The sequence below is a fragment of the Agromyces sp. Root81 genome, from assembly GCF_001429165.1.
Classification (GTDB): domain Bacteria; phylum Actinomycetota; class Actinomycetes; order Actinomycetales; family Microbacteriaceae; genus Agromyces.
Genome location: NZ_LMIR01000003.1, coordinates 331,540 through 347,295, shown reverse-complemented (window position 1 = coordinate 347,295; position 15,756 = coordinate 331,540). Strand labels below are relative to the sequence as shown.

The following is a 15,756-nucleotide window of genomic DNA, read 5'->3' as shown; positions in this document are numbered from 1 at the left end:
GCGTTCTATGGTCGGCACAGCTCGTGATCGTCCAGTTGATCTCGTCTTACCGTGGCCCAACGGCGAGTCGAGTGATCCGGCGGCAGCCGTTGCACGGCAACTCGTTACGAGACCTCAGCGTTGCTGTGGGGGACAGGAGCATCCGGGAATCGGCCGCTGCCTGTGGGGTGAATCGAAACGTGGCGTGGCATCCTTGTTGGCCGCGTACGGCCTGTCTGCACAACAGCGCGACTGGAGGATGGGCTGGGCGTTCGTCTCTGGCCAAACGATTTGAAGCCGTGACTCTGATCTCACGGACCACGGTGTATCGCGAGCTGCAGCGCCGAGCCGCCGTCGTTTCTGAACACTGCCGTTGCCGGTGCCCTTCGGAGTGAAGGAGCGTAACCTGAGGGTATGTGGATGGTGGTCGTCATCTTGCTAGTGATTTGGGCGGTGTTGTCGATCGTTGGGTTCGTTTTCGAAGGCCTGCTCTGGCTGGGTGTGATCGGGATCGTTCTCTTCATCGGCACTCTCGTTTTCGGAATCGTCCGGCAGCGTGCCGTCGACGCCCGACGCTAGCGCGCCGTCCTGGCTGGGCGACGTATTGGAGAGAAGGTCGCGATGACCGCAGGAGAGAGCATCAAGAAGGCCGCTCAGGGCACGAAGAACGTGACAGAGCGAGTGGTTGATGCGGTGGAAGACAAGATCGACGACGTCACCGATGCCGTCCAGGATGCCGTGCAGAAAGCCGGGGACAAGATCCACGAGGCAACGGGCGGCGACGCCAGGAAGTAGGTCCGCACTGGACGGCTCCGCGAAGGTGCGCCCGACCGCCCAGAGCTCAGGCACGGTCCGCGTGGTTCTCTGCCGTCAGCCTTCAAATGGGTAACCGTCAGTAAACCTCCATACTGACAGCGCTCACAAACCGGCGTTTGTGAAAATTGATGCTCGGCGTGCACGGTTGCGGACGGCGCGCTGCAGCGCCCACGTTCTCCCAACTGATGGAGGCCGGTCGCCCGGCCTTGTCGGCCGGACGGCCGAGGCCTAGCCTCGGAGCGGGGGAGTTCCACCGGTTCCACGTGGCCCGGTGTCGAATTCTGAAGCCGAGCATCGGAAGCGATGATGGCCGAGAACATGCGGAGACTGCGGGGACTGCATCTACTGATCTTGATCGGCGCGACGACAGCGCTGATCGCGGGATGCACCGCACCGGGCGATACCGAACAGGGCGACGACGGGGCGAGCAGCGCGAGCGCATCCGCTGAACCGGAGTGCGACGCTGAGGAGACGATCAGTTACGTCTGCGGGCTGCAGAACGCCGAGGACCTCGTGCGTGTGGGCACGACCCCATGGCTGCTTGCATCGAACCTGGTGGCCGGCGGGACTCCCGGTGCGGGCAAGATCTCCCTGATCGACTCCGAGGAGAAGGTCGCCGAGGAGTTCTTCCCCGGCGAGACCCCCGCCCTGAGCAATGACGCGACGATGTTCCCGAACTGCCCGTCGATCGACCTCGAACACCTCGAGGTGCACGGGCTCTCCATCCGCGAGACCGCGCCGGGGATGTTCCGTCTCTATGCGACCACGCACGGCGCCGTCGAGGCGATCCAAGCCTGGGAGATCGACGCGACGGGCGACAAGCCGCAGCCCACCTGGGTCGGCTGCGTGCCCTTGCCGTCGGACGTGTACGCCAACTCCGTGGCCATGCTCTCTGACGGCGGCTTCGTGACCACGAAGTTCCTCGACCCGACCAACGCAGACCGCTTCGGGGCGATCGATCGCGGCGAGGTCAACGGCGGGGTCTACGAGTGGCATCCGGGCGGATCAGTGACTGCGGTGCCGGGTACCGAACTGTCGGGCGCGAACGGCATCGAGGTGTCCGCTGACGAGCGCTACATCTTCGTGACGGCCTACGGAACCGACGAGATCGTTCAGTTCGACCGCAGCGCGAGTCCCGCTGCCAAGGTGAGCACTCCCGTCGACATCGCGCCGGACAACCTGCGCTGGACCGAGGACGGAACCCTGCTCGTTGCCGGCGTGAACTCGTCGCCGGGCACCGGGTGGAGCGTGTTCGAGATCACTCCGTCCGATCTCACCGCGACGAAGGTCGCCGGCTACCCGGTGGATGTCTGGTTGCAGAAGGCGTCCACCGCACTCGCCGTCGACGACGAAGTCTGGATCGGCACGTGGAGCGGTGACCGGGTCGGGTACTACCCCGCTCCGTAGCATCCGCCAGTCGTGCGGGTGTCGGCCGATCGACGGTTCGGGCGCCACGCTAACGTCTTTGCATGGCCACGGTTCTGTTCTGCCCGGTGACGTTCAACCTCGCCGAGACGACGCGCATGATCCAGGTGGCGCAGGCCCTCGACCCGGCGCATCGCGTGGTGTTCATGGGGTACGAGACGGACTTCGTCGACCTCATCCGCGACGCGGGGTTCGACTACCACGCGTGCGAGCCGTCGTGGACCCGGGCGCAGCGCGACCAAGCGATCGCGTTCGATCAGGGGCGCTCGTTCCGCAGCCCCTTCACGTCGGAGCTGGTCGGGGCGCGAGTCGAACTCGAGCGCCGGATGATCCGCGAGCTCGGCGCGGCCGCCGTCGTCACGGGATCGAACCTCACCTCGTTCATCTCGGCCCGCGCCGAGGGCGTTCCGCTGTTCTACCCGGTGCCGTTCCCGCTCACGCGTCCGCAGGTCGCGCAGTCCAAGCACCTCGGACTCATCGGCGGAAGCGGATGGCTCGCGCGCGCCGCCGACCGGGTGGCGACCTCGTTCTTCCGGTGGATCTACAACTCGGCGCCACTCGCGCCGCGCGCCTTCAAGACCGTCGCGAAGGCGAACGGCGTCCCTCCGCTGCGCACCGTCTCCGACTTGCTCCTCGCCGACCGGAACCTCATCACCGAGATGCCGTGGGAGATGGAGGGGTTCGAACTCCCCGACGGATTCGAACTCGTCGGGCCGATCTTCGCCCGCCTCGAGTCGCCGATGCCCGAAATCGTCGTCGAGCTCGCCGCAGCGCCCGAGCCGCTCGTCTATCTCGGGCTCGGGTCATCCGCCGACCGTCGGCTGGCGCTCGATGCCGCTCGCGCTCTCGGAACGCTGCCGATCAACGTCGTCGCGCCGATCCGGCACTACCTCGAACCCGGCGACGAGGTGCCGGCGAACGTGCACGTCACCGAGCTGCTGCCGGCGCACCACCTGGGCGGGCTGGTCGACGCCGCGGTACTGCACGGCGGGCAGGGCACCGTGCAGACCGCGTGCGCCACGGGCGTGCCGTTCGTCGGCATGGGCCTCCAGCCCGAGCAGACCTGGCACGTGCACAGTTGCGAGCGGCGCGGCAACGCGATCGCCGTGTCTCCGAAGCACGTGGGCCGGCCCGAGTTCCTCGACGCGGTGCGCCGTGTGCTCGACGACCCGGGGATCCGGGCAGCCGCCGACGAGGTCTGCGAGGCGTATCGCGGCGCGGACGGTGCTGCGGCCTCGGCCCGGCTGATCGAACGAGCAGTCGACGGCACCGAGTGACGTCGGGTCCGGTCGGTATCGCGCCGGCTAGCGGTTCTGCTTGGTTGCGGTGTCGACGATCTGCCCGAGGGTGCCGGCATCCTGGAATGCCCGGCTGATCACGGAGGCCGTGGTGTCCGCCTCGTCGAGGGTGTCGATGATGAGGTAGCACTGGTCGAACTCGGCTTCGTACATGATCTCGTCGGGCTCGCCGGCAAGGCCCGCGTGTTCTCGCGCAGCGATGACGAGGCTGCGCATCGCGTGACCGTCGGTGGGGTATCCGAGCGCGACGAGCGGCGGGTACGCGGCCTCGCCGAAGGCCACGAAGACCTGCCCGCCCTCGGCTCGAGCGTCGTGCAGGACACAGGGCGGGTAGCTGGTGGAGTCGTTTCCGGACTCATCGAACACTGCCATGGGGCTTCCTTCCGTTGCGGTGGTTGTGGGTGAGCGCGCCCGCCGAGGGCGAGCTCAGTCGCTGGTGAGTTCAGTCGGCGACGGGTTCTTTGGGCGGGTTGTGCATGAACTCGAGGCGGATGCCGTTGTCTTCTTCGACGAAGGCCGCGTAGTAGCGCTCGTTGAACCGCGGATACGGCTTGGGCTCGCGCACGGCGGTCCACCCGGCGCCGATCGCGATGTCGTGCAGGCGATCGACCTCCGCGCGTGAATCGACGGGGAAGGCGAGGTGCTGGAAGCCGACCCGCCCGTGCCGGTGCGGTCCGCTGCCCGCTTCGCGGGCGGGGAAGAGGATCAGCTCCTCCTCGCCCTTGTACCAGGAGACGCCGTTGTCGGCATCCTGCCGAGTGCATCCGAGCGCCTGCATCACCGGGTCGAACTGTTCGATCGAGCGGGGCAGATCATCGACGGAGATTCCCAGATGGTCGAAGAGAGACATTCGAACATCCTCCAACCCCGGCGCGTTCGTGCGCAACCTCGACCCGCCGCGGATGCGGTTCGCCGGCCGTGATCGCAAAGACAACTCTGAATGTCACGCGCCGCGACCCGCCCCGGTGCCATGATGTGAGCAAGTTTCACCACATGATCGGGGGATATGCGTGAACACAGATCGCGCGAGGATGTCGGGACTCCTCGCAACTGCCATGGTCTCGATCCTCGCCGTGATGGGACTCGCGGGATGCGCCGAGGGTGCCGACAGTGTCGACCGGGCCAAGGCGCAGGTCACCGCGAAGGAGAAGGCGGTGGCGAGCGCTCAGACCGAGTTCGACGCGGCATCCGAGGAGTTCTGCGGCGCGAGTCGTGACTACATCGACGCGCTCGATCAGTACGGCGACGTGCTGAACGACACCGCGCCCACCGTCGGCGACGTCCAGACGGCGGGCGCCGATCTCGCCGATCCCCGCGATGACGCGTTCGACGGTGCCGAAGCCGCGGTCGACGCGCAGCAGGCGCTCGTGGCGGCCCAACAGGAGCTCGTCGAGGCGCAGGCGGCGCTGGCCACGGCCGAGGCGGGGCCATCCGGCACACCCTCGGTCGTTCCGACCGCGGCCCCGAGCAGCACGCCGCTGGCCCCGGCAGCCTCCGTCGACCGGGTGAAGCAGGCCGAAGCCGACTTCGATGACGTGCAAGCAGGCGTCACCGAGCAGACGCCCCTGGCCGACGCATCCGAGCAGTTCAACAGCGCAGTGGTCGCGCTCGAGATGGCGTGGCTCAGGCTCTTCGCCGATGCCGGATGCCTCACCGACGATCAGCAGGTGCAGGCTGTGGCAGCGGTCAGTGCGTACACGTTCGCCCTGCAGCAGGACCTCGCCACGGCCGGGTACTACACCGGCGCCGTCGACGGCGTCTCGGGGCCGCTGACCGTGCAGGCGATCGAAGACCTCCAGGAGGCCAACGGCCTGCCGGTCACGGGCACGGTCGATAAGGCGACGGCCGCGGCGCTCCAGGCCGAACTCGTGGCGCTCGGCGGCGCTGCCGCTCAGGATTCGCTGGCGTCGACGGCCGCCGTGCAGCAGACGCTGAAGCTCGTCGGCTTCTGGGACGGCCCGGTCGACGGGGTGTGGACGGACGAACTCACCGCAGCGCTGCAGGCGTTCCAGACCGAGCTCGGCGTCGAACCGACGGGCGCGGTCGATGCCGCGACGATCGCCGCCTTCGAGCGCGCGATCGCCGAGCTCACGGCACCGGATGCCGCGCCGAGTCCGTCGGCGACGCCGCCGGCGGGCTGAGACGCGGCGGCTCCTGGCGCGTCACTTCGTTCGGGTTCTCGCCGGCGAGGCGAAGTAGCGCTGCCGTTCGGATCTGCAGTCCAGGTTCGACTGGCTCTTCTGCTGCCTCGACCATGACCTCATAGGTGCGGCCGCGTGCCCCGCTGGCGGCCCACTGAAGTACCTCATCCACGCCCGAAGCATCGACGAGCACGAAGGCGTCAAGATTGAACGCGAATCCCGGCGCGGGCCGTTCCCAGAAGTTGACCCTGTAGATCGGCGAAGCGAGGTATTCACCCGGCTCCGCATGACCGGTTTCGTAGGCCTTCATGGCCTGAACTGTAGCGTGCGCATCGCCCGCGCGATCTCGCGCTGGAGCGAACCGTCCGAACCGCCGGAGTGAGGCGTACAGTGGGTAATTGGGGAGAGATCATGCCTGACAAATCACCGCACGATCATCACGTCAAGAAGCCGGCCACCAAGACGCTCAAGGAGAAGCGCGCTGAGAAGCACGCCAAGGAGCACGAACACGACATGAGCGCCGCATCCGATGCGGTGCAAGAGGCGCACAAGGCAGACCAGGCGCACAAGGCGGGCGCCTGGCACCAGGGGGATGCCGCGCACAAGAAGCACTAGACCCCTGCTCGCCAATCCACATCTTCTGGATCGGGGACGACCTCCGCGCGTGAATCGACGGCGAAGGCAAGGTGCTGCGAGACTGCCTCGGTGGCGGACATCGAGATGGCGAGCATCGACGGCGGCATCGTCGCCCTGCATGACGCGCGCAACAAGGTGCGCTGGAGCGTCGACCTCGAGCCGTTCGAGATCGGGGTGTACCCGGTGACGCAGGAGCAGCTCGCCGAGATGCTCGGCGAGACGGCGAGGCATCCGCGACGCCCGGCGACCGACGTGAGCTGGCTGCGGGCCATTCGCTTCTGCAACGCGGCATCCGAGTGGGAGGGGCTCGAACCCGCCTACACGTACGACGGCGAAGACGTCACCTGGCACGTCGATGCCGACGGCTTCCGCCTGCCGACCGAGGCCGAGTGGGAGTTCGCCTGTCGCGCGGGGTCGACGCGCCCGCACTACGGCCCGCTCGACGAGGTCGCCTGGACGAGCGCCGACGGCGTGACCGCGCCGCAGGACGTCGGCGGGAAGCTTCCGAACCTCAACGGGCTCTTCGACACGCTCGGCAACGTCTGGGAGTGGTGCTGGGACCTGCTCGACCCGGCTCGCTACGACGCGTATCGCGTGTTCCGGGGCGGCGGATTCGCCGACGATGCATGGAGCGTGCGGGCGTCCGTTCGCCGGGGCGGTGCGCCGCGCATGCACCACGAGGACGTCGGGTTCCGCGTCGCCCGCGGCGGCTTCGATTCGACGGATGCCGCGCAGGGCTGGTCAGCGGCGGCGGACCTGGAGCGGGCGGCGATCGACGGGCCGCTGCCGTCGGGGTGGACGCCTCGGGCCTGACGTCGGGTTCGGGACCGGACGGAGTTCGCCCCGCGCTCGCCAGGAGACACCGTTGCGTGGGAATCTGAGTGCATGGGCGAAGACCCTGCGCATTCTCGTCGTACCGCTGCGGAGGCGGTAGCACGCCCCGTGAGGTTCGTGCTCGACGCCTACAACACCGAGCACGCCGTCTACGGGTTGGTGCTCGTCACGGCACTCATCGCCGTCGGATGGAAGTTCGACACCGATCTCGAAGTGCTGCTCTTCATCGTCGGTACGGTCGGCGTGTTCTGGCTGACCCATGTCTACGCCGTCGTCGTCGCGGGCCGGCGCAGCGCGGAGGGGCGTGCCGTTCCGATCGGCCGGGCCGTCGCTCGCGCGGCCTTGCGATCGGTCGGGATGCTGCTGGCCATGCTGCTGCCGGCCCTGGCACTCGGACTTGCAACGCTGGGGTGGGTCGACGAGTATGTCGCCTATTACGTCGCGCTCTGGATCGGGATCGCCAGTCTCGCCGTCATCGGCTGGGTCAATTCCTCGCGCAACCGCGGCGCCTGGTACCTCCGGCTGCTCAGCGCGGCGACCACGATGGTTCTGGGACTCGCGGTCATCTGGTTGAGCTCGCTCGTGCATTGAGCGAGGGCTCCAGCCGGGCCGCGCGGATCAGCTCAGATCGCGGCGATGACCGAGAACTCGACGAAGAAGTCGGGGGTGGCGAGCTTCGCCTCGACCGTCGCTCGGGCGGGCGGGTTGCCGCCGTCGACCCAGGCATCCCACACCGAGTTCATCTCGGCGAAGGTCGCGATGTCGGCGAGGTAGATGGTGACGCTGAGCAGCTTGGACTTGTCGCTGCCGACGCTCGCGAGCAGGTCGTCGACGCGCTGCAGGGCGGCTCGGCTCTGCTCGGCGATCGAGGTTCCCTCGGCGACCTGTCCGGCGAGGTACACCGTCGTGCCGTGGACGACGGCCTGGCTCATGCGGGGGCCGGGCTCGATGCGCTGAATACTCACGGGATCTCCTTCGATAACGGGGTGAACGAACAGGCTATCGAGTCGCGCGAACGTCGCCGTCGCCCGTGCGCATCCCAACTGAGCCCAGCACTCGTTCGACGGTGAGTTCGAGCACGACCCGCTGCGGATTCGGGCGCGGCTGCCGGTAGCGCGCGGCGTAGAGCGCGACCGCGAAGGCGACCGACTCGGGGTCGGTGCTGATGCTGGCCGGACCTTCGAAGCTGATCCACCGCCCGCCGTCGACGGTGTTGACGCTAGCGCGGCCGCTGCGCTCGGCGTTGACGAACTTCTGCGAGCCGCTGCCGCCGATGATGCGCACGACCCCGTCGAGGTAGGTGATGCCGACCGGCACCGAGTGGATGCGCCTCTGCCGATCGAGGGTCGAGAGCGTGGCGAGGTGGTACTCCGAGAGGAACTCCCGGGCGGTGTCGGTCAGCACTTCGCGCTTCACCTTCCGTCGACGATGGACATGAACCCTGCGAACGCGAAGAGGCCCGGCACGACGTAGAGGAACGTGAGCAGCGCGTACCAGCCGACGGCGCCGAGGATGGACCAGAGGCCGGTGCGCCGGTCGCGGATCTCGAGCCGCCGGCCGTCGGGGCCGATGATCGCTCGCGGCTCGGTCCACCGCGCCTTCGGGTTCTTGCGCGCGGCCGCGATCTTCGCGAGCAGTGGCGGCGTCTCCTGCCCGGGCACGCGTTCGTCGAGATAGCGTCGCGACTTCGCGATGATGCGCGGAGCCACCTTCGTGAGGATCGCGTATGCCGCCTCCCACGGTTCGGCGTCGGAGAAGTCGGCGGCGCGGGGGATGAAGAAGACCAGGGTGTCGTCGATGATCTCGACGTTGTAGCCGGCCGCCTCGTCGATGAGCGACGCCATCACGTCGGGGGTGAGCACGTAGAGCGCCTCCTTCCCGTACGTGTGCGGGGAGTACACGTGGAACCACCGGTCGAAGTCGCCCTCCAGCGACATCCGCTGCTCGCGTTCGAATCCGACGGGCAGGTCGCCGCTGAGGCGACCGCTGGATGTCGCGTCCAGGATGAGGTGCGGCAGCGGTGCCGGCAGGTCGACGGCGAGGTAGTGCCACTCGCCGGAGCGGCCGGAGCTACGGTAGCTGAGGTTGCCGAGCTCGACGCCCGGTGCGACGAATCGGGGGTACTCACGAACGGCGGTGCGCTCCACGCTGATGAGGGAGGAGAACGTCGCCACCGGACTCGGCTTCGGCTCGAACCCGTTGGCGAGCGCGGTCAGGGTCTGCCGCCACTCCTTCATCCGTGCGCGCGGTGACGGCGGCCGGGATGCCCAGCGCCGCAGCAGGTAGGCGCCGAAGAGCCAGACGGCGAGGATGGCGATCGCCAGGAGGAGGTCGCCGATGTCTTCGGCGCTGGCCCGGCGGACTTCGTAGAGGTGGACGCGCATCGCGATGGTCGTGAACGCGATGAAGAGGTACCAGAGGATCAGACAGTCGTTGACGTGTACGAGCACCTGCCGCTTCGTCGGAACCCACTTCGGCCGCGACTCGCGGCGCACGGTCGCCATCGCGGCCGCCACCTCGGACTCCGACGCCTGCAGCCAGCGCAGGTCGAGGGTCGTCGTCGCAACCGCCCCGACGAGATCGTCAGCGGGCGTGGGCGGGTGACTCATGTGCATTCCTGAAGTTGTGCGGCGCGAGGCGGAAGCTCCAGTAGAACATGCCGACCGGCGCTCGAGCTTCAGGACGGAAGGCTCACCACGAGTGCGCCGTCACTCCACGAGCTTGCCGGCCACCGAGACCTCGTCGCGCATGAGGGCCGCGATCTCCGCCGGGATGGGCGGGATCGCCTCGCGCGTCACGCCGGTCGACGGCGACCACACGAGGTTCACCTGCAGTGCGGCATCCGTCTCGGGGTAGTCGCTGCGGTTGTGGCAGCCGCGGGTCTCGCGGCGCTCGAGCGCCGCTGTCAGCGTCGCGCGAGCGGCCAGCGCGGCCGACTTGAGGTCGAAGGCATGGGCGAGGTCCTGGTAGCCGGCGATGTCGGGGTGCACGCCGATGTCGCCCATGCGGGCCTCGATCGCGTCGAGCTCGGCGAGCCCGGCGAGCAGGCCGGCCTCGTCGCGCACGACGCCGGCGTGCTCGGTCATGGTGTTGCGGATGGCGCGCTGCAGGGCGCGCACGTTCTCGGTTCCATCCGAGGCGAGCAGGGCGGCGATCTCGTCGCGCGCGGTCTGCACCGCGGTCGCCGAGCGCTGCTGCGCCGCGAGCGATGCCGAGTACGAAGCGGCCGCCTGCCCCACGATGCGCCCGAAGACGAGCAGCTCGATGAGCGAGTTGCCGCCCAGCCGGTTGGCGCCATGAAGACCACTGGATGCCTCGCCGATGGCGTAGAGCCCGGGGACATCCGTGCCGTGGTCGTCGGGGCGCACCCACACGCCGCCCATCGAGTAGTGCGCGGTGGGCGCGATCTCGATCGGCTCCTTCGTGATGTCGAGCATCTGCAGCTCGAGCATGGTCTGGTAGACGCGGGGGAGGCGCGTCATGATCGTCTCGCGCGGCAGGTGCGAGACATCCAGCCAGACGCCGCCGTTCGGGGTGCCGCGCCCCTCCTTGATCTCGGTGTAGCAGGCGAGCGCCACGCGGTCGCGCGTCGAGAGCTCGAGCCGCTCGGGGTCGTACTTGTGCATGAAGCGCTCGCCGAGGCCGTTCGTGAGGATGCCGCCTTCGCCGCGTGCCGCCTCGCTGATGAGGGTGCCGGCCGCGTTCTCTGGCTCGATGATGCCCGAGGGGTGGAACTGCACGAGCTCGGGGTCGCGGAGGCGCCCGCCCGCCTCGACGGCGAGGCGGAACGAGTCGCCCGTGTTCTCGTCGCGGCGCGACGAGGTGCGCCGCCAGATGCGGTTGTGGCCGCCGGCGGCGAGGATGACCGCGTCGGCGTGGATGAGGTAGCGCGTGCCGTCTTCGAGGTCGAAGCCGTAGGCGCCGAACACCGCGCCGTCGTCGTTCACGAGGATGCGCGTGACGTAGACCGTGTCGAGGATCGGCACGTTCAGCTGGGCGGCCCGGTTGATGAGCGTGCGCTGGATCTCGAGACCGGTGTAGTCGCCCGCGAACGCCGTGCGGCGGTAGGTGTGCGCGCCGAAGAAGCGCTGCGAGATGCGGCCGTCGTCTTCGCGGGCGAAGGGCATGCCGTAGCGCTCGAGGTCTTCGATGCCGCGGGCCGCGCCCGAGGTCACGATCTCGACCGTGTGGGGGTTGGCGAGGAGGTAACTCTCCTTGAGGGTGTCTGCGGCGTGCTGCTGCCAGCTGTCGTCGGCATCCATCGTGGCGAGGGCCGCGTTGATGCCGCCGGCGGCGAGCGAGGTGTGGGCGTCGGACTTGGGGCGCTTGCCGAGGGCGAGCACGTCGACTCCGGCCTCGGCGAGTTCGATGGCGGCGCGCAAGCCCGATCCGCCGGTGCCGATCACGAGGACGGTCGTGGAGATCCGACGTTCTGAACCGGTGCTGCCTGTGGTGCTCGGGGTGCTCATGGCTCAACGCTAGGTTCGTGCATCGGATTACTCCAATGCATAAATATCGTCGTGACGATACGTCTCGGCTATCGAAAAGCTATCGGATGTCGCGGGCCTCGAGCTCATCGTCGAACGCCTCACGGGCGTCGAGGATGTCGGTGTGGTGGGCGGCGGCCCAGCGCGCGAGTTCGATCACGGGCTCGGAGAGGGAACGGCCGAGCGCCGTCGCCGCGTACTCGACCCGGGGCGGGATCTCGGGGTAGCTCGTGCGCGTGACCAGTCCGTCGCGCTCGAGGCTTCGCAGGGTCTGGGTGAGCATGCGGTGGGAGATGCCGTCGATCTTGCGCTGCAGTTCGGTGAATCGCAGCGGGCCGTCGTGCAGCACCCCGATGACGAGCATGCTCCACTTGTCGCCCACGCGGGAGAGGAGTTCGCGGATGACGCGGCTCGCGGGGTTGTCGACGCTGCACACCTCACTGCCCTCGTGCCCGAGCGGGGCATCGATCGGCAGTGTCGAGAGCACGCGGATGGGGTCGGTCGCCATGCGGGCCTCCAATTGCCGGGATCTTCACGGACGTTATCAGCCCGTGCGTTACGTACCCTGAGTAACCGGCACGGCTCCGAGTGTCGGCGGCCTCCGGCGCCAGACCCGGGTATCCGCGCAGTGCATGGATGTCGCGGCGACGATGCGCGTACGTTATCGATATGAACCTCGAGCAACTGCGCAGCTTCGTCGAGGTGGCCCGCTTCGGCAACTTCACCCGAGCCGCTGAGGAGCTGTACCTCGCCCAGCCCTCGCTGAGCCGCCAGATCGCCGCGCTCGAACACGACCTCGGCGCCGAGCTGTTCCACCGCGCCCGCGGCGGCAGCACCCTGACGACGGCGGGGGAGTCGCTGCTGCCGCTCGCACGGCGCATGCTCGCCGACGCCGAATCGGTCCGCCGCGAACTCGCCGAACTCGCGGGCCTCGAGCGAGGCCGGGTGCGGCTCGGCGCCACCCCCACCCTGTGCATCAGCCTCGTCGCCGAGGTGCTCAGTGCGTTCCACGCGGAGCATCCGGCCATCGAACTGCACCTCTCTGAGCAGGGCTCGCGCAGGCTTCTCGACGAACTCGCGGGCGGCGAGCTCGACCTCGCGCTCATCACCACCTCGGATGCCGCGACGGCCGAGCGGTTCACCGTGACGCCGCTCCTCGTCGAAGAGCTCGTGGTGATCTCGTCGGCCGGCGCGCCGGCGGTCACCGCGCGCGACAGGATCGAACTCGCGGATGTCGCGGCGTTGCCGCAGATCGTCTTCAGCTCGAGCTACGACCTGCGCAGTGCCACCGACGCGGCGTTCCGCGGGGCGGATCTCACGCCCGAAGTGGTGCTCGAGGGTGCCGAGATGGATGCCGTGCTGCGGTTCGTCGAGCGCGGTCTCGGCGTCGCGATCGTGCCCGCGATGGTGCTCATCGACCGGCCAGGGCTGCGGTCGGTGCGGCTCGGTGCGCCGACGCTCACGCGCACGATCAGTGTCGCCCGCCCGGCGGATGTCGCACCGACCGCGGCGGTCGAGGTCATGCGGCACACGATCACCGCGGGTGCCACGGCGTTCGCAGCCAGGGCGGGGGAGACGATGCGCCTCGCGGCGTCGGCGCCGTCGACCCATTCCGTCGACGGGCCGCCCTCGATACGCTGAGCGAGCAGGCGAAGAGAGGAACTCTCATGACGATCAACGATGACGACATCACCCTCGAGCCGGGCGCCGAGGGCGAAGGCACTGCCGATGGCGGCGCCAACCCGAAGGGCCACGATGGCGGCGCCGACGGATCAGCCGCCGAGGGCGAGGGCGTTGCCGACGGCGGCGCGAACCCCGGTGGTCACGATGGCGGCGCCGACGGATCCGCTGCCGCAGGGGAGGGCGTTGCCGACGGCGGCGCGAACCCCGGTGGTCACGACGGCGGCGCCGACGGCTCGGCGTAGTGACCGGCCCCGAGCGCGGGTCGATCCATCGGCCCGCGCTTGCACGCTGCATCCGGGTACCGACTGACGAGTTCGCCGAACGGCACTGGGGTCGCGAGCCGCTGCTCTCCACGGCCGACGACCTCGACGATGGCTTCGACGACCTGTTCTCGCCCGCCGCCGTCGATGAACTCGTCACCCGGCGGGGAGTGCGCACCCCGTTCATCCGCATGGCGGACGAGGGCTCGGTGCTCGCGGCATCCGCGTACACCGCCTCGGGCGGGTTCGGTGCCGAGATCGCCGACCAAGTCTCGAGCGACAAGGTGCTCGCCGAGTTCGCGGGCGGCGCGACCATCGTGCTGCAGGGGCTGCACCGGCTGTGGCCGCCGATCATCGACTTCACGCGGGAGCTCATCGACGACGTCGGGCACCCGGCGCAGGTGAACGCCTACGTCACCCCGCCCTCGTCACGCGGGTTCGACCCGCACTACGACACGCACGACGTCTTCGTGCTGCAGATCTCGGGCGAGAAGCACTGGCGCATCCACGCACCGGTGCACGTCGATCCACTGCGGACCCAGCCGTGGGAACAGCACCGCGCCGCCGTCGCCAGGGCGGCCACGGGCGAACCCGTGATCGATGCGGTGCTGCGACCCGGCGATGCGCTGTACCTGCCGCGCGGGTGGATCCACTCGGCGACCGCGCTCGGCGCGACATCCGTGCACCTGACCATCGGAATGGCGCCCTATACGCGCGCTGACCTCGTCGACGCGCTGCTGCGTCAGGTCGGAGACGACGCGGCCCTGCGCGGCTCGTTGCCGCTCGGCGTCGATCTGCGCAACCCCGAGGCGCTTGCGCCGATCGTCGCGCAGACGGTGCAGTCGCTCGTCGAGACGCTGCAGCAGACGGATGCCTCGCGGCCGACGGCCGTTCTCAATGCGCGGTTCGACGTCGACACCCGCGCTGAGCCGGTCGCACCGCTGGCGACCCTCGAGGCGCTCGCGACCCTGGACGCATCGACCCCGGTGCGGTGGCGGGGATCGCTGCCGGTGCGCGTCACGACGATCGACGACCGGGTGCGCATCGTCGGGCGAATGACGACGCTGTCGCTCCCGGTCGAGGCGGAGCGGGCCGTGCGCCGGCTCGTGACGGGCGACCTCGTCACAGCCGGCGAACTGCCAGGCCTCGACGCGGAGAGCGCGGTCGTCGTGGTTCGACGCCTCGTGCGCGAGGGATTCGTGGTGGCACCCGCGTGACTCTGGCCGTCGAGCACTGGGCGCCGTGCAGCGATCACGCTCGCGAGCGGAACGATCCGCTCGTCGGCACCGGTCCGCGCGGGCTGCGCTGGTTCCTCATCGAGGTGGCGGGCAGCTGGGGGCAGAATGCCCTGCTCGACGAACCGTTCGACCGGGGGCTCGGCCGTGCCTTGGTTCGCCGCATCGAAGGAGCGGGCATGCGACCGCTCGCGATCCGTCGTACTGGTCGACGCACTGTTCCGACGACGCAGCGGTGGGCGATCGTCGATTCGCGGCCGGGTCGTGAGAGCATCGCGTGGGGCGAAGTGGCAGATGCCACGGCCCTCCTCGACGTGCCGCTCGACGGGTCGACCGGCGCCCTCTCGTCGCAACCCGTCTACTGCGTCTGCACCCATGCCCGGCACGACCGATGCTGCGCGGTGCGAGGTCGCCGGGTCGTCGCGGCGCTCGCCGAAGCGCGCCCGGACGAGACCTGGGAGTGCTCGCACCTCGGCGGCGACCGGTTCGCGGGAACCATGGTGGTTCTTCCGCACGGGCTCTACTACGGATACGCCGACGACGGCGACCCGGTGCGGATCGCCGAGGCCTTCGACGACGATCGCATCGTGCCCGAGCGGTATCGGGGGCGAAGTTCGCTGCCGCATGCGGTGCAGGCGGCCCAGCACTTCGCCCGCGAGGCGTTCGGCGACGAGCGGATCGACGCGTACGCGCCGCTCGCCGAGGAAGCCGCAGACACCGGCTGGCGCGTTCGGCTCGTCGGGTCCGGCGGCTCGGGCGGCGACCTCGTCGTCGATTTGGAGGAGACCCGCTCCGAACCGATGCTGTCGACCTGCGCCGCGACCAGATTCGTGCGCGTGCGCCAGTATGCGCTGCGGTCGATCGCGGTGAGCGACTAGTCATCTGCATGCTGCCTGCGAATCGAGGGCCGACACTCACGGATCCGGCGTTTCGGGGGTATCTTTACGACACGCGTTATATCG

Annotated in this window: 20 protein-coding genes; 12 read left to right on the top strand and 8 right to left on the bottom strand. The window is 69.0% G+C overall.

Annotated elements, in window-relative coordinates; all coding sequences use genetic code 11:
- Nucleotides 1-399: 399 nt before the first annotated feature.
- From ASE14_RS20830 to ASE14_RS16210, 4 genes are all read left to right on the top strand, one after another.
- Nucleotides 400-558 (top strand): hypothetical protein, encoded by a 159-nt coding sequence (locus ASE14_RS20830; protein WP_162257748.1) that lies wholly within the window; start codon nt 400-402, stop codon nt 556-558.
- Between the two features lie 42 nt (nt 559-600).
- Nucleotides 601-774 carry a hypothetical protein gene (locus ASE14_RS20695; protein WP_157373048.1) on the top strand — a complete coding sequence of 58 codons (174 nt, stop codon included), beginning with the start codon at nt 601-603 and terminating at the stop codon, nt 772-774.
- Nucleotides 775-1,098: 324 nt separating this feature from the next.
- Entirely contained in the window at nt 1,099-2,202 is a 1,104-nt protein-coding gene (locus ASE14_RS16215) for a hypothetical protein (RefSeq protein WP_235511445.1), read from the top strand.
- Nucleotides 2,203-2,264: 62 nt separating this feature from the next.
- Nucleotides 2,265-3,497, top strand: coding sequence for a glycosyltransferase (locus ASE14_RS16210; protein ID WP_056657347.1), 1,233 nt, complete (start codon nt 2,265-2,267; stop codon nt 3,495-3,497).
- Nucleotides 3,498-3,524: 27 nt separating this feature from the next.
- On the opposite strand, the gene ASE14_RS16205 is transcribed toward ASE14_RS16210, so the two are convergent.
- Together ASE14_RS16205 and ASE14_RS16200 are read right to left on the bottom strand one after the other, a co-directional pair.
- Nucleotides 3,525-3,890, bottom strand: a complete 366-nt coding sequence (locus ASE14_RS16205) for a hypothetical protein (RefSeq protein WP_056657344.1) — start codon at nt 3,888-3,890, stop codon at nt 3,525-3,527.
- A 70-nt stretch (nt 3,891-3,960) separates the two neighbouring features.
- Nucleotides 3,961-4,368, bottom strand: a complete 408-nt coding sequence (locus ASE14_RS16200) for a VOC family protein (protein ID WP_056657342.1) — start codon at nt 4,366-4,368, stop codon at nt 3,961-3,963.
- Nucleotides 4,369-4,528: 160 nt separating this feature from the next.
- Between ASE14_RS16200 and ASE14_RS16195 the strand changes: the two genes are divergently transcribed.
- On the top strand, nt 4,529-5,659 hold the full coding sequence (locus tag ASE14_RS16195) for a peptidoglycan-binding protein (protein WP_235511444.1): 1,131 nt from the start codon (nt 4,529-4,531) through the stop codon (nt 5,657-5,659).
- Here the strand turns inward: ASE14_RS16195 and ASE14_RS16190 are convergent.
- The gene (locus ASE14_RS16190; protein ID WP_200953368.1) at nt 5,607-5,969 is read right to left on the bottom strand and encodes a hypothetical protein; all 363 of its coding nucleotides are present in this window, start codon (nt 5,967-5,969) and stop codon (nt 5,607-5,609) included. The two genes, ASE14_RS16195 and ASE14_RS16190, sit on opposite strands and share 53 nt — an antisense overlap.
- A gap of 101 nt (nt 5,970-6,070) precedes the next feature.
- Here ASE14_RS16190 and ASE14_RS16185 point away from each other — a divergent pair, with 101 nt between their 5' ends.
- The 3 genes from ASE14_RS16185 to ASE14_RS16175 all read left to right on the top strand — a co-directional run bounded on the left by ASE14_RS16185 (nt 6,071) and on the right by ASE14_RS16175 (nt 7,720).
- Nucleotides 6,071-6,274: a hypothetical protein gene (locus ASE14_RS16185; protein WP_056657334.1), complete on the top strand. Its 204-nt coding sequence runs from the start codon at nt 6,071-6,073 to the stop codon at nt 6,272-6,274.
- Nucleotides 6,275-6,364: 90 nt separating this feature from the next.
- Nucleotides 6,365-7,108 (top strand): SUMF1/EgtB/PvdO family nonheme iron enzyme, encoded by a 744-nt coding sequence (locus ASE14_RS16180; RefSeq protein ID WP_200953367.1) that lies wholly within the window; start codon nt 6,365-6,367, stop codon nt 7,106-7,108.
- 129 nt (nt 7,109-7,237) lie between these two features.
- Nucleotides 7,238-7,720 (top strand): hypothetical protein, encoded by a 483-nt coding sequence (locus tag ASE14_RS16175; RefSeq protein WP_056657332.1) that lies wholly within the window; start codon nt 7,238-7,240, stop codon nt 7,718-7,720.
- Nucleotides 7,721-7,752: 32 nt separating this feature from the next.
- Here the strand turns inward: ASE14_RS16175 and ASE14_RS16170 are convergent, their stop codons facing one another.
- The 5 genes from ASE14_RS16170 to ASE14_RS16150 all read right to left on the bottom strand — a co-directional run bounded on the left by ASE14_RS16170 (nt 7,753) and on the right by ASE14_RS16150 (nt 12,124).
- The gene (locus ASE14_RS16170; protein ID WP_056657329.1) at nt 7,753-8,094 is read right to left on the bottom strand and encodes a RidA family protein; all 342 of its coding nucleotides are present in this window, start codon (nt 8,092-8,094) and stop codon (nt 7,753-7,755) included.
- Nucleotides 8,095-8,128: 34 nt separating this feature from the next.
- On the bottom strand, nt 8,129-8,533 hold the full coding sequence (locus tag ASE14_RS16165; protein ID WP_082600998.1) for a pyridoxamine 5'-phosphate oxidase family protein: 405 nt from the start codon (nt 8,531-8,533) through the stop codon (nt 8,129-8,131).
- A gap of 8 nt (nt 8,534-8,541) precedes the next feature.
- The gene (locus ASE14_RS16160; RefSeq protein ID WP_157373047.1) at nt 8,542-9,738 is read right to left on the bottom strand and encodes a hypothetical protein; all 1,197 of its coding nucleotides are present in this window, start codon (nt 9,736-9,738) and stop codon (nt 8,542-8,544) included.
- A 99-nt stretch (nt 9,739-9,837) separates the two neighbouring features.
- On the bottom strand, nt 9,838-11,598 hold the full coding sequence (locus ASE14_RS16155; protein WP_056657322.1) for an L-aspartate oxidase: 1,761 nt from the start codon (nt 11,596-11,598) through the stop codon (nt 9,838-9,840).
- Nucleotides 11,599-11,677: 79 nt separating this feature from the next.
- The gene (locus tag ASE14_RS16150) at nt 11,678-12,124 is read right to left on the bottom strand and encodes a helix-turn-helix domain-containing protein (protein WP_082600972.1); all 447 of its coding nucleotides are present in this window, start codon (nt 12,122-12,124) and stop codon (nt 11,678-11,680) included.
- Between the two features lie 161 nt (nt 12,125-12,285).
- Here ASE14_RS16150 and ASE14_RS16145 point away from each other — a divergent pair, with 161 nt between their 5' ends.
- From ASE14_RS16145 to ASE14_RS16130, 4 genes are read left to right on the top strand one after another with little or no spacing between them, the layout of a single operon-like run.
- Nucleotides 12,286-13,257 (top strand): LysR family transcriptional regulator, encoded by a 972-nt coding sequence (locus ASE14_RS16145; RefSeq protein ID WP_056657320.1) that lies wholly within the window; start codon nt 12,286-12,288, stop codon nt 13,255-13,257.
- Nucleotides 13,258-13,283: 26 nt separating this feature from the next.
- Nucleotides 13,284-13,541, top strand: a complete 258-nt coding sequence (locus tag ASE14_RS16140; protein ID WP_056657317.1) for a hypothetical protein — start codon at nt 13,284-13,286, stop codon at nt 13,539-13,541.
- Nucleotides 13,541-14,776, top strand: coding sequence for a cupin domain-containing protein (locus ASE14_RS16135; protein WP_056657314.1), 1,236 nt, complete (start codon nt 13,541-13,543; stop codon nt 14,774-14,776). The genes ASE14_RS16140 and ASE14_RS16135 overlap by 1 nt, the downstream gene beginning before the upstream one ends.
- A complete protein-coding gene (locus tag ASE14_RS16130; protein WP_235511443.1) occupies nt 14,773-15,672 on the top strand; it encodes a sucrase ferredoxin in 900 nt (299 codons plus the stop codon). The genes ASE14_RS16135 and ASE14_RS16130 overlap by 4 nt, the downstream gene beginning before the upstream one ends.
- Nucleotides 15,673-15,756 lie beyond the last annotated feature (84 nt).

Excerpts from the sequence above, each read along its gene's own strand:
- ASE14_RS16215 (WP_235511445.1), top strand. The coding sequence starts at position 1,099 with ATGATGGCCGAGAACATGCGGAGACTGCGGGGACTGCATCTACTGATC.
- ASE14_RS16200 (WP_056657342.1), bottom strand. The coding sequence starts at position 4,368 with ATGTCTCTCTTCGACCATCTGGGAATCTCCGTCGATGATCTGCCCCGC.
- ASE14_RS16145 (WP_056657320.1), top strand. The coding sequence starts at position 12,286 with ATGAACCTCGAGCAACTGCGCAGCTTCGTCGAGGTGGCCCGCTTCGGC.
- ASE14_RS16210 (WP_056657347.1), top strand. The coding sequence starts at position 2,265 with ATGGCCACGGTTCTGTTCTGCCCGGTGACGTTCAACCTCGCCGAGACG.
- ASE14_RS16140 (WP_056657317.1), top strand. The coding sequence starts at position 13,284 with ATGACGATCAACGATGACGACATCACCCTCGAGCCGGGCGCCGAGGGC.
- ASE14_RS20830 (WP_162257748.1), top strand. The coding sequence starts at position 400 with ATGGTGGTCGTCATCTTGCTAGTGATTTGGGCGGTGTTGTCGATCGTT.
- ASE14_RS16190 (WP_200953368.1), bottom strand. The coding sequence starts at position 5,969 with ATGAAGGCCTACGAAACCGGTCATGCGGAGCCGGGTGAATACCTCGCT.
- ASE14_RS20695 (WP_157373048.1), top strand. The coding sequence starts at position 601 with ATGACCGCAGGAGAGAGCATCAAGAAGGCCGCTCAGGGCACGAAGAAC.
- ASE14_RS16205 (WP_056657344.1), bottom strand. The coding sequence starts at position 3,890 with ATGGCAGTGTTCGATGAGTCCGGAAACGACTCCACCAGCTACCCGCCC.
- ASE14_RS16185 (WP_056657334.1), top strand. The coding sequence starts at position 6,071 with ATGCCTGACAAATCACCGCACGATCATCACGTCAAGAAGCCGGCCACC.
- ASE14_RS16155 (WP_056657322.1), bottom strand. The coding sequence starts at position 11,598 with ATGAGCACCCCGAGCACCACAGGCAGCACCGGTTCAGAACGTCGGATC.
- ASE14_RS16150 (WP_082600972.1), bottom strand. The coding sequence starts at position 12,124 with ATGGCGACCGACCCCATCCGCGTGCTCTCGACACTGCCGATCGATGCC.
- ASE14_RS16160 (WP_157373047.1), bottom strand. The coding sequence starts at position 9,738 with ATGAGTCACCCGCCCACGCCCGCTGACGATCTCGTCGGGGCGGTTGCG.